The sequence below is a fragment of the Bradyrhizobium sp. BRP56 genome (assembly GCF_020194035.1).
Lineage (GTDB): Bacteria > Pseudomonadota > Alphaproteobacteria > Rhizobiales > Xanthobacteraceae > Bradyrhizobium > Bradyrhizobium australafricanum.
In genome coordinates this window covers 1-11,269 of record NZ_JADYVV010000002.1, presented here as the reverse complement: position 1 = coordinate 11,269, position 11,269 = coordinate 1, and the positions used below count along the sequence as shown (strand labels likewise).

Annotated in this window: 10 protein-coding genes and 1 pseudogene; 5 read left to right on the top strand and 6 right to left on the bottom strand. The window is 63.9% G+C overall.

The annotated features are described in order from the left end of the window. Nucleotides 1-185 precede the first annotated feature (185 nt). A complete protein-coding gene (clpS, locus tag I6F38_RS01735) occupies nucleotides 186-518 on the bottom strand; it encodes an ATP-dependent Clp protease adapter ClpS (protein WP_038385792.1) in 333 nt (110 codons plus the stop codon). Between clpS and I6F38_RS01730 the strand changes: the two genes are divergently transcribed. Both I6F38_RS01730 and I6F38_RS01725 read left to right on the top strand, forming a co-directional pair. Then, nucleotides 511-687, top strand: coding sequence for a hypothetical protein (locus I6F38_RS01730; protein ID WP_156436563.1), 177 nt, complete (start codon nucleotides 511-513; stop codon nucleotides 685-687). The genes clpS and I6F38_RS01730 overlap by 8 nt on opposite strands. A 345-nt stretch (nucleotides 688-1,032) precedes the next feature. After that, nucleotides 1,033-2,913, top strand: coding sequence for a pilus assembly protein (locus I6F38_RS01725; RefSeq protein ID WP_225158844.1), 1,881 nt, complete (start codon nucleotides 1,033-1,035; stop codon nucleotides 2,911-2,913). 74 nt (nucleotides 2,914-2,987) lie between these two features. Here I6F38_RS01725 and I6F38_RS01720 read toward each other — a convergent pair whose 3' ends face one another. After that, nucleotides 2,988-3,326 (bottom strand): phasin family protein, encoded by a 339-nt coding sequence (locus I6F38_RS01720; protein ID WP_016844841.1) that lies wholly within the window; start codon nucleotides 3,324-3,326, stop codon nucleotides 2,988-2,990. Nucleotides 3,327-3,749: 423 nt separating this feature from the next. Here I6F38_RS01720 and I6F38_RS01715 point away from each other — a divergent pair, with 423 nt between their 5' ends. Then, entirely contained in the window at nucleotides 3,750-5,543 is a 1,794-nt protein-coding gene (locus I6F38_RS01715; RefSeq protein ID WP_092078257.1) for a D-alanyl-D-alanine carboxypeptidase, read from the top strand. A gap of 239 nt (nucleotides 5,544-5,782) precedes the next feature. On the opposite strand, the gene I6F38_RS01710 is transcribed toward I6F38_RS01715, so the two are convergent. The 4 genes from I6F38_RS01710 to I6F38_RS01695 form a co-directional block, all read right to left on the bottom strand. Continuing rightward, nucleotides 5,783-6,502, bottom strand: coding sequence for a DnaJ domain-containing protein (locus I6F38_RS01710; protein ID WP_038385795.1), 720 nt, complete (start codon nucleotides 6,500-6,502; stop codon nucleotides 5,783-5,785). Between the two features lie 84 nt (nucleotides 6,503-6,586). Next, nucleotides 6,587-7,327, bottom strand: a complete 741-nt coding sequence (locus I6F38_RS01705; RefSeq protein ID WP_225158843.1) for a VWA domain-containing protein — start codon at nucleotides 7,325-7,327, stop codon at nucleotides 6,587-6,589. An 89-nt stretch (nucleotides 7,328-7,416) separates the two neighbouring features. Next, nucleotides 7,417-8,358 (bottom strand): alpha/beta fold hydrolase, encoded by a 942-nt coding sequence (locus tag I6F38_RS01700; protein WP_050999547.1) that lies wholly within the window; start codon nucleotides 8,356-8,358, stop codon nucleotides 7,417-7,419. Between the two features lie 388 nt (nucleotides 8,359-8,746). Next, complete coding sequence (locus I6F38_RS01695; RefSeq protein WP_225158842.1) at nucleotides 8,747-9,670, bottom strand: division plane positioning ATPase MipZ; 924 nt, start codon at nucleotides 9,668-9,670, stop codon at nucleotides 8,747-8,749. 279 nt (nucleotides 9,671-9,949) lie between these two features. Between I6F38_RS01695 and panC the strand changes: the two genes are divergently transcribed. Both panC and I6F38_RS01685 read left to right on the top strand, forming a co-directional pair. After that, nucleotides 9,950-10,801 carry a pantoate--beta-alanine ligase gene (gene panC, locus I6F38_RS01690; protein ID WP_225158841.1) on the top strand — a complete coding sequence of 284 codons (852 nt, stop codon included), beginning with the start codon at nucleotides 9,950-9,952 and terminating at the stop codon, nucleotides 10,799-10,801. A gap of 141 nt (nucleotides 10,802-10,942) precedes the next feature. Next, nucleotides 10,943-11,143, top strand: a pseudogene (locus I6F38_RS01685) (hypothetical protein); the annotation flags it as partial. Between the last annotated feature and the right edge of the window lie 126 nt (nucleotides 11,144-11,269).

Sequence of the window (11,269 nt, the reverse complement as noted above, 5' to 3'; positions counted from 1 at the left end):
TTGATATAGTTACGACGGATCGTGGCGAAAGACCGGTCCCGCGATGATGGTTTTCTTCTAAATTCGGGGCATCGGGGCGTCGCGCGGCGACGCCCGTGATCGTACGGGAACGCCGTTCACCACCGTCAAAAACCGCGATGCAAGACCCGTTCCGCGCCTCGCGCCGGGTCAGTCGTTCCAGCGACCTATTTCTTTTCCATCACGCACTGCAGTGGATGCTGGTGCTTGCGCGCGAAGTCCATGACTTGCGTCACCTTGGTCTCGGCGATCTCGTAGGTAAAAACGCCGCACTCGCCGATCCCGTGATGATGAACGTGCAGCATGATCTTGGTCGCCGCCTCGGCGTCCTTGTTGAAGAATCGTTCCAGCACGTGAACGACGAACTCCATCGGCGTGTAGTCGTCGTTCAGGATCAGGACGCGGTACAGGTTCGGGCGCTTGGTCTTCGGCTTGACCTTGGTGATGACCGAGGTCGACGGGCCGTTGCCCGTCCCATTGCGGTTGTCATCATTGTTCATTTTCGGCGCCGGCGCGGCGGCCACCGCCGGCATCGACGAAACCGGCTCGGAAATCGGGACTGTCAACGTGGATCGCAACATGGCTCAGGCGTTCGAATTCCCCAAGGGAAACCGGATGGCGGGAAACCGGATGGCAATTGGATGGTGGTCGCGATTGCCGCAAGACTGATCGCGGAACCCCCAGCAATGCTTTCCAGATTGCCGCTCCCGGTCCGATCCGGCGGCCGGATCGACTTCCCGAATATGGGCCTCGCGAGGTCCTGCCGCAAGCGCAGACCCGGCGCGGCCCACCGGTCCGATTCCCGGCGCGGCAACCCTCGGAAGGTTAATCATTTCTGCCCGATTTGACAAAGGAGTCGGGCCGCCAATTTAGACGTCATTGAGGATAGCGAGCGCTTTTGCCCGGCTTTTGAGCCTGCCCCACGCCGCCCTGCCGGGTTTCCGGCGCCCGATTCACCATCTGTTTAGCGGCGCCGGTCGAGATGCCACCGCAATTCATTTCGACGAGAGTGCCATGCTTGGTTCAGCCATTTCCGATCGCGTCTGCGCGGTTGCTCGCCGGTTTTCCAGGGCAAATAACGGCAATGTCGCGGTGATCTTCACCTTCGCGATGCTGCCCCTCCTCGCTTTCGTGGGAGCCGCGATCGACTATACCCGCGCCAACAACGCCCGCTCCGCGATGCAGGCGGCGCTCGATTCGACCGCGCTGATGCTGTCCAAGGATCTGACCATGGGCAACATCACGGCTGCGGAGATCCCGAGCAAGGCGCAGACCTATTTCACCGCGCTTTACACCAACAAGGACGGCCAGGGCATTTCCGTCACGGCCAACTATACCACCCCGACCTCGAGCGCAGCGGCCACCATCCTGCTGGGCGGATCCGGCCACATCAAATCCGATTTCATGCAGCTGGCCGGTTTTCCGACGCTGGGTTTCAAGAGCTCGACGACCACCACTTGGGGCAACGTCAAGATGCGCGTCGCCCTCGCCCTCGACAACACGGGATCGATGTCGGACGACAACAAGATCACCGCGCTGCGCAACGCGGTGGCCGGAACCGGCGGACTGATCGACCAGCTCAGCGCGCTGAGCAAGAACAATGGTGACGTCTATATCTCCATCATTCCGTTCGAGAAGGTCGTCAATGTCGGCAGCAGCAATGTCGGCCAGAGCTGGATCGACTGGACCGACTGGCTCAACCCGCCGACCACGCAGCCCGCCAACGGCACGATGCAGGCAAGTCTGCCGATGAACTGGCACGCGGTCGGACCCGGTGCGCGATGCCCGTGGACAACCAGCAATGGCGGCTTCACCTGCCAGAAGAGCCCGACCAATACCGGCAACGCGAACTACATCCCCTCGAGCGGGACCTATTCAGGCTACATCTGCCCCAGCGTCGATGCGAACTCCTACACGCGCTACAATGGCTGCTGGGTGAGCACGCAGGTCGGCACCGGCGTGTTCTGCAGCGGTTCGACGTCGTGCAGCTGTCCGAAGAATTCTTCCGGTAACGATGTCTCCGGCTGCAGTTGCGGCACCTCCGGCGGCGTCTATCAATGCACCGGCAAGCTGTACACCCACGACTGGACGCAGCCCGGCCCCAACGACACCGCCGACAATCAGGGCCAGCCCCGGGTCAACGCCGTCGTCGGATGGACCAACAATCAATGGACCTCGACCAACCAGATCCCCACCGTGAAGAACGACTGGCGGCAAGCGTCCACCAACCCGATCGGCAACTGGACGGGTTGCATCGCCGACCGCACCCAGCCGAACGATGCGACCGGCGTGCTGCCGGCGTCGTCCGACGTCACCACGCTGTTCCCGGCCAACGAGCTCTTTGAGAACGGCTACTCCTACTGCAGCAGCAACTCCTCGCCGCAACTCGAGCCGATCATTCCGCTGAGCTACAACTGGACCGCGCTCAAAAATGCGGTCAACGCGATGCAGCCGACCGGCGGCACCAACCAGGCGGTCGGCCTGGCGTGGGCATGGCAGTCGCTGCTGGTGGGCGGCCCGTTGAGCACGCCGGCGGAGGACTCCAACACGACCTACAACCGGGTCATCATTCTCTTGTCCGACGGTCTGAACACCGAGGACCGCTGGCCCGAATACGGCGACGGCCGCACGCAGGCCTCCGGCAACCCGATCGACGCCAGGCAGGCCCTGCTGTGCCAGAATCTGCAGGCCGCGAAGGACTCAAGCGGCCAGCCGCTGTACACGATCTACACGATCCAGGTGAACACGCACTCGCCCGCCGATCCGACCTCGACCGTCCTGAAGAACTGCGCCAGCACGCCCGACAAATTCTTCATGCTGACCAGTTCGACCCAGATCCTGACGACGTTCAACACGATCGGAACCGCCCTCAGCAAGCTGCGGTTGGCCAAATAGCCGCCCGCTTCAGGCACAACAAAAAAAGCCCGGCCAAACGGCCGGGCTTTTCGCTTGTCTTTGTTCGGCTGCGCTTACTGAGCAGCGGGCGCGAACTTGGAGACCAGACCCTCATAGGGCTTGAAGGTCTGCTTGGCGCAGTCGCTGTACAGGCCGGCGATCTTCTGCGATTCCGCGACGAAGGTCTCGTAGGACGAGCGCAGGTACTCGGTCTGCGCCTCGAGCGCCTTGTCCAGCGACTTCACGCCCGACAGCTTCTCGACGAACGACTTGGTGTCCTCAAAGGACTTCTTGGCATAGTCGCCATAGGCGGTGGCGATGGCCTGAACGCCGCTCTGCAGGTTGTTCGCCGACGCGGTGACCGACTCGAAATGCTCTTTGCCGTAGTTCTGAATGTCTTCGATCTTGACCATGGATGGAATTCCTTTTCCCAGACTTGAAGGCGCAAATTCCCATTGCCGGGAAGCTCCCGGCCCCCTGACGCCGATAGCCATATCGCATCGCACAATAGAGTCAATGAATATTGTGCATCGCACAATCACACAACCCCGAATCTCCGGCATTTGCGATAAACCCCGGGGGACTACGCAACGGTTGCTTAATCTTTTGGAAACTCGGTCCGCCTAACCTGATTCCCGGACTTTGTTCGCCTTCCGACAGACAGCCTCGAAAGCTGTTTGTGAACAACACCTTAGCTAGAAGAGCGACCTGAGCCGCCACCTCGGCCGATGGTTCTGCCCGAAGTGGTTTGTTGCGCAGGCAAGGATCGATGGCCGCCGGGCACAATTTCGCCTCACGAGCCAGTGATCTAGATAGAAATTGGGACGGGGAAGTAGATGCTTCGAACAACCTTGGCCTCCTCGCGGGCGCTGCGAGTTGGCGTACTTGGGCTCGTTACCGTCACGACGGCGATCCTGATCACGAGTGATAGCGCCGAGGCGCGCCGTCACCGGCGCCACTACGCCCGTCACCACCACAGCCAGGAAGCGCGCGAGAGCTACAGCCCGCAATTCGCTTCGATCATCGTCGACGGCAACACCGGTTCGGTGCTCACCGCCACCAGTCCCGACGGCTTGCGCCACCCCGCCTCGCTGACCAAGATCATGACGCTCTATCTGCTGTTCGAGCGCCTCGATTCCGGAAAGATGAAGCTCGACACCGAAATGCCGGTGTCCGAGCACGCCTCCGAACAGGACCCGACCAAGCTCGGCCTGCGGCCCGGCTCGACCATCAAGGTCGAAGACGCCATCAAGGGCCTGGTCACCCGCTCCGCCAATGACGCCGCGGTCGTGATCGCCGAGGCGATCGGCGGCAGCGAAGACGATTTCGCCCGGATGATGACCCGCAAGGCCCGTGCGCTCGGCATGAGCCGAACCGTTTATCGCAACGCCTCCGGCCTGCCCAACGATGAGCAGGTGACGACGGCGCGCGATCAATCGACCCTCGGCCGCGCGATCCAGGACCGCTTCCCGCGCTATTACCGCTACTTCTCGACCTCGGTGTTTAACTTCCGCGGCCAATCGATCCGCAACCACAACCATCTGCTCGGCAACGTCGAGGGCGTTGACGGTATCAAGACCGGCTACACGCGCGCCTCCGGCTTCAACCTCGTGACCTCGATGCGCCGCGGCAATCGCTTCCTGGTCGGCGTGGTGCTAGGCGGCCGCAGCGGCGGCTCGCGTGACGCCATCATGCGCAACCTGCTCGCCGAGAACGTCGGGAAGGCCGCGACCACCCGCACTGCCGCCGCTATCACCGAACGCAATCCGGCCGATGCCAATGTGGAGGTCGCCGACGCGGATAATGCGCGCGCGCCGGACACTTCGCCGGTCGCGGCATCGGAGCCCGCCGCTGCAGCTGCCGCGATCCAGGCGCCGCGCCCGGCCAGCAAACCCTCGCTGATGGCGGCCGCCGCCGCCGCGCTGCCGCCGCTTCCGGCCAAGCCGGAGCCGCAGGCCAAGCCCGAGCCGGCGCCGCTGACCTCAGGCGTGATCCAGACCCAGCCGATCGCCGCGATCCCCGGCTCGGCCGAACCGATGAAGCCGGTCAAGGTGAAGACGGTGCAGGTCAAGGCCGGCCAGATCAAGCTCGCCGCGGCCGGCCCGGCGCAGTCCGCGCCTCCGATCACCAACACGATCCCCTCGCGCGGCGAAGTCCCCGAGACCTCCAATGCGATGATGGCGCGGGCCGCCGAGACCTCGAGGCCGGAAATGCCGCCGCAGCCGGCCAATTTCGGCACCGGCAACGGCATCCTCGGCGTGCTGCCGGCCTCGGCCGTGCATGCACCCGCTGCCCCGGCGCCACAGGCCGTGGCGTCGATCGAACCCGCAACCCGCAGCGTGCAGGCCGCTCCGCCGACCAGCTCAGCAAGGCCGGGCGCCGCGCATACCGGCTGGATCATCCAGGTTGGCGCGCTGGAGTCCGAGGGCGAGGCCAACAAGCGTATCGACCTGGCGCGCAGCTCGGCCCGCGGCCTGCTCAGCAAGGCGGATCCGTTCACCGAGGTGGTCGCCAAGGACAATCGCAAGCTCTATCGCGCCCGCTTTGCCGGCCTCGAGCGCGATCAGGCCGAGGCGGCCTGCAAGACGCTGAAGCGCGCCGAGATCTCCTGCATCACCGTTCGAAACTGATCGTCAGCATCTTCTGATTTCGAACGGCCGGCGCCGCAAGCGCCGGCCGTTTTGTTTTTGCCGCCGCGGAAACGGCCGGCCGTCAGAGCGCGGCGCAACCATGAAACTTCTCGTCAAGCTTTTACGGTTAAGTTTTCCCGAAAGAGCGATCGGCCACGCCGGACAGCGGCGGGCCAGACGGGGCATCAATCAGAAACGGAAGGCAGCTCTCGGCTGTGGCGTTGGTAGCGTAGCCGGAGTTAGAGATGCGTGCGAAGCAGAGTGTCCTTGGCCTCGTTCACACGGGCCGCGAGGTACGTCGAGCCCCCCTGGTCGGGATGGAGTTTCTTCATCAGGGTTCGGTGAGCCCGGCTGATGTCGTCGCGCGACGCTCCCGGCTGCAGGCCAAGGATCTGATAGGCCTCCTCGTTCGTCATTTTGCCGCCCGACGCCGCACGGCCCTGCCCCCGTGCCCGGTCGCCCTGTGCGTCCTGACGCCAGGCGGGAAAGCGGCGGTCCAGATAGCTTTCAAGTAGCGCGACGCTCTCGGCGTCGAAGCTCGGGACCATCGCCAATAGCTGCGACAGGTCGAACTCATCGAGCATGTGGCCGGCCTGCGGTCCGGCCACGATCTGGCCCCTGAGCACGCCGCTGCCGTGATCGAGAGTCATATCGAGATATTGCGAGCGCACCCGCGAGCTTTGTCCCTGGCTGCGCGAACCGCCGAACATGCCGCCGAGATTGGGAAATCCGGTGCTTCCGAACGGCGACCAGCCGAGCAGTCCGGCGCCGAAAATGCCGAGCGGAATTGCCACCGCCAGTTCGCCCCGCACGCCGGTAAAGGCCGCGACCGCCAGCGCGAGCACCCCGCCACCGATCTTGATCGCGCGCGCAAGCACGGCGGGATTGGCCGCACGAAACATCTGCAGCGCGGAATAAAGGACGACAACGGCGACGACGCCAGCGATCAGGGTTGGCATGTCCGGAATATAGGCGGCCCGGCGGCAAAAAGCATGCGAAGCTTCGTCTCACCGGCATCAGGCGGAGCCTGACGCGACGCGGCGCTATTTCATCTGACCGATCAGCTTCGCCGCGCCGCTCGTCGTCTTCGCCAGTTGCAGCAGCGCCTCGCGTCCGCCGGCGGCATAGGCTGCGGCGGCACGCAGCAATTCGCGGAGTTGCGCGGCCGCGCCGGGATCGAACCTGCACCATGCCCCACCGGTCAGCCGCGCGATCTCGCGAAACGTTTGCTCGGCGGTCGCATCCCTGCCCTCCTGGAACATGAAGACCGGCACCTTGAGCAGGCCGAGCTCGCCGGCTTTGGCGCAGAGATCGTCGGCGCTCTCCTCCATCGCGTCGCCGACGAACACCAAGGCGCGCACCCCTGCCTCGACCGCTTCGCGACGCGTCTCGGACAGCACCTTGCCGATCTGGGTATTGCCGCCCTGGCAATCGATCTTGCTCATCAGCCGCGCGAGCTGCGCGCTGTCGGAGATCCAGCCCGACGCACGGCACTCATTGAAGCCGCGATAATAGACGAGGCGGATATCGAGACTGCCGAGCGCGCCGGCCTCGCGGAACATGTCCGCCTGCAGCGTGCACGCCATGTCCCATGTCGGCTGCCGGCTCATCGTGGCGTCGAGCGCGAACACCAGCCTTCCGCGGGCGCCGGCGCGATGCGGCGACATCGCCCGCGCCTTGGCGACGAATGCCGCGATGTCGTTGGCGCTGGATGCCGGCACGCCAGGCGCGTGGGCCGGGCGTACATCGCTTCCGGATGTCGGTTTGATCGTCTTGCCGGCCATCAGCGCTTGCCTCGTACAGCAAACACTATGTGGGCCGCGGCAGTGGATTGGTCAACGTGAGAGGCCAGCCTGGACCGCGGGCCGCCCGGTCAATTCGTGACTGACGGATCCTTCTTCGTCTCGGTCTTGGTCAGCGAGAGCGACTTCTTGAGCTTATCGGTCAAGGTCTGAGGCTTCTCGACCGGCACGTAGAGCGAGACGGGACCGGGCTCCAGAATCTTCGGCGGCGCATTCCTGGTGTCGACCGGCGCGACAGCGCTGTCGGTATCGGCCAGGAATTTATCGAGCATGGCCTGGATCGAGTCCTTGGCCTTCTCGGGCCCGGTGTCACGCATGTCGTTGTGCTGGAAGTTGGTGTTCACCACGGTGATGCCGGCCTTCTCGCATTCGTCGGCATCGGGAACGACTCCCGGATCCGGCTTGAACTGCGAATCGTGAGACCGGAATGAAAGAATCTTGAACTTGCCGTCAGTCATGAACGGCACGCGCAGATTGTCCAGCGTCACCACCTTCTTGATCTCGTCCGGATATTGCTTGGCGAAATACATCGCGATATCGCCGCCATTGGAATGGCCGACCATCGTCAGCTTGCTGTAGTCCGCGTTCGGCTGGCGCTTCTTCATCTCCTCGATCGCGAACTTGATGTTGGTGATGCCGCGCTGGTACTGCGGCAGGCGGCCGACATAGAGCTCGCCGACCTTGGTCACCATCGGTCCGTCCGACGGCAGGTCGTTCTGAATGCTGATGGTCAGATAGCCGCGCGCCGCGAACACGTTTGCGAGGAAGGAATATTCGGTGAATTTGACGGTATTGCCATGATTGAGGATCGCAACCGGCAGCGTGATCATGCCAGCGTCGGCCTGCATCTCCTTGTCGAAGCGCACGGCAACGTCGACCGCGACCGGCCGCTCATCGCGCGTCGGGTCCTTGAACATGAGAGTTTCGTGACGGATCGCCCACTTGCTCGCGGTGAAATAGGCCGCCGTGATCACCACGGAGAGAGAAAGCAGAACGAGAATTCCACGCTTCATGACGTCCTCGAGGTGCCCGCCTTTTCAGGGCTATTCTTGGCCGGAGACTCTTCGGCCTCCTTTTGAGAATATATGTCACAGCGCTGTGACAGGAAGTCTAAAAGTTGGGACTTCGCAGCACGTTCATTGTGCGGTGCACACAACCTTTGTGCATTCGCTTCTGGCGCCATGGCTCTGCGGCACGATAATACCTCAAGACCAGCCGACGGGGAGCGGAAACGCGGCTGGCTTGGGAAAACCGGATCTGGCCAGCTTTGTTCCGGCATATTGGCGACGGAGTGGCCGAAAACCCGCAAGACTACCGTGCTTCTGCACGGTCCAGGAAGTGACTATCGTCACCTGCTGCGCGCCTGCCGCCTGGAACCTGCCCCAGGGAGTGCCCGGCGGCCTAGCTGCCGATGATGTCGTCGACTTCCAGCGGCTTGTCGACCTGACTGAACCATTCGGCCCGGTTGGCCGCCCTGCGGCGGCCGCGCTCGTCGAGCGGCAGCTTGAGCTGGCGCAGCAGGCTCATCACCTCCTCACGGGCGGTGACGTGGCCGAGGCTCGGACGGGTGCCGAGCGTCGCCTCGTCGATGTCGTCGAGCGCCGTCAGCCCGCGCGGGAAGAATTCGCGATAGACCACCCGCTCGGCAAAGCCGTCGACCGCACGGAACCCGAGCCGCAGCGACAGCTGTTTCAAGCCGTCGGCGACCAGCTGCTTGTTGCGCGAGCCGAGCATCGACAGGCGGTTGCGCACCACGATCCAGTCGGTCGAGGCGCCATCGAGCTGGCGGCGCTTGCGCCTGGTGTCGCGCACCATCTCCGCATAATGGCTCTCGCCGGTCACCGCGTAGGTCGCGGGATCGACGGTGCCGAGCACGTCGAAATCGAGGAAGCTGTCGTTGATCGGGGTCACCAAAGTGTCGGCCATCGAATGCGCGAGCCGCATCAGGTAGCTGTCCGCGCCCGGGGTATCGATGACGATGAAATCATAGGCGCGTTCCACCGCGCTCACCGCGGCCATGAACTGCTGGAATTCCGCGTTCTCGTTCTCCTCGATCTGCATCGTCTCGCCGTACTTGATGCAGTGGTGTGCCGGGAGTTCGAGGTCGAGCCCGGTGCGTCGCGCCCAGGCCTGGCGATTGCTGATGTAGCGGGTGAAGCTCTGCTGGCGGCAGTCGAGATCGATGCTGGCGACGCGCTGCCCGGCCTTCAGCAGCGCGACGGCGATATGCAGGGCGGTGGTCGACTTTCCCGATCCACCCTTCTCGTTGCCCAGCACGATGACATGTGCGGAGCCGGATTGACCCTGACGAGCCTGCACCAACATGATTCAAATCCCCGCAATGATCTTCAAAGCGAGCGCCGCTGCGGTCAAGTGAAATGCATCGCTGCGACAGGAAATCAATTGCGGCCGTGCCGATGAATCGATCAAGCGAGACTGCTGCGTCGATCGCGCCTTTGATCCGTGCGCGTTCGAGATCGTGTAAGGCTTATCGGCCGGTTTGCCGATCGTGGTTCGGACTTGGTAAGCTGCGTGACCTGCCGAACGCCAACCCGTCCCGCCCAGATTCGTTCCCACCCGGATTGCCCCACGAGCCGAGACCAGATGCCGAGAAATCCCACCGTCGTCCGTACCGTCCCCGCCCTTCGTCGCGCCGTCGACACGCTGCGCGCCAAGAAGGCAACCGTCGCGCTGGTCCCAACCATGGGAGCGCTCCATGACGGCCATGTGTCGCTGGTGCGGCTCGCCAAGCGCCGCGCCAAGCGGGTCGTCGTCTCGATCTTCGTCAACCCGACCCAGTTCGCGCCGACCGAAGATTTCGGCTCCTATCCGCGCACCTGGAAAACCGACGTCGCCAAGCTCGCCGCCGAGGGCGTCGACCTGATCTGGCATCCCGAGGTGAAGGCGATGTACCCGGACGGCTTCGCCACCAGGATCGTGCCGGAGGGGCCGGCCACCGCCGGGCTCGAGGATCGTTTCCGGCCGCATTTCTTCGGCGGCGTCGCAACCGTGGTCGGCAAGCTGTTCACCCAGGTCCGGCCCGACGTCGCGATCTTCGGCGAGAAGGACTTTCAGCAGCTCCGGGTCGTCACCCAGATGGCCGCGGACCTCGACCTCGGGGTCAAGGTGATCGGGTCCAAAACGGTGCGCGAGCGCGACGGTCTCGCGATGTCGTCACGCAACGTCTACCTCTCGCCGGAGGAACGGCACGCCGCCCCCGAGCTTCATCGGGTGATGAAGCAAACGGCCGGCCGCCTGCGCGCCGGCGAGGATACCGCGACCGCAATGGCTGACGGCGCCGCGGCGATCACCAGGGCCGGCTTCGTGCTCGATTATCTCGAAGTGCGCCACGCCGCCTCCCTGGCGCCGATCGGCTCGCTGAAGGACGGCCCGATGCGGATGCTGGTGGCGGCAAAGCTCGGCAGCACGCGCCTGATCGACAACATCGCGGTCTGAGACCGGACCGGAAAAGTGTGAAACGGTTCATGCGCAGAGAGGATGCGAGCCTGTAATGAGGGCTCGGCCTCATCTGTGCGGCCGGATGCTTGCGCCACGCTCGCGACGCATGGATGATCGCGCCTTTCAAGGGCGATCGGAATGAACCATTACTTCAGGCAAGGCATTGTTCTTGGCATCGCGCTGCTGGCCGCGGCTGGGGCGCAGGCACAGACCCGACCGCCGGTCGGCGGCGTCAATTCGGCGCCCGGCGCCATGATCTTCTACGTCGCGCATGGTGCGCCTGATGCCTGCGGCCCCGGCTGCTCGGACTGGATCGCGGCCGAAGGCGCGGTGCAATGGTCCGCCGTGAAGAACGCGGACGAGCGCTGATTTAAGCGATCTTTTGAGCCGGGACAGTTTCGGCGATGGCCCGGATGATGGCACACAGGAGTTGTGCGAGCCATCGCAGGAGCAGGCCGAAGTTGT

Bases quoted from the DNA above. Each gene is read 5' to 3' on its own strand.
- clpS (WP_038385792.1), bottom strand. From the start codon at position 518: ATGAACAATGATGACAACCGCAATGGGACGGGCAACGGCCCGTCGACC.
- I6F38_RS01725 (WP_225158844.1), top strand. From the start codon at position 1,033: ATGCTTGGTTCAGCCATTTCCGATCGCGTCTGCGCGGTTGCTCGCCGG.
- I6F38_RS01720 (WP_016844841.1), bottom strand. From the start codon at position 3,326: ATGGTCAAGATCGAAGACATTCAGAACTACGGCAAAGAGCATTTCGAG.
- I6F38_RS01715 (WP_092078257.1), top strand. From the start codon at position 3,750: ATGCTTCGAACAACCTTGGCCTCCTCGCGGGCGCTGCGAGTTGGCGTA.
- I6F38_RS01710 (WP_038385795.1), bottom strand. From the start codon at position 6,502: ATGCCAACCCTGATCGCTGGCGTCGTCGCCGTTGTCGTCCTTTATTCC.
- I6F38_RS01705 (WP_225158843.1), bottom strand. From the start codon at position 7,327: ATGGCCGGCAAGACGATCAAACCGACATCCGGAAGCGATGTACGCCCG.
- I6F38_RS01700 (WP_050999547.1), bottom strand. From the start codon at position 8,358: ATGAAGCGTGGAATTCTCGTTCTGCTTTCTCTCTCCGTGGTGATCACG.
- I6F38_RS01695 (WP_225158842.1), bottom strand. From the start codon at position 9,670: ATGTTGGTGCAGGCTCGTCAGGGTCAATCCGGCTCCGCACATGTCATC.
- panC (WP_225158841.1), top strand. From the start codon at position 9,950: ATGCCGAGAAATCCCACCGTCGTCCGTACCGTCCCCGCCCTTCGTCGC.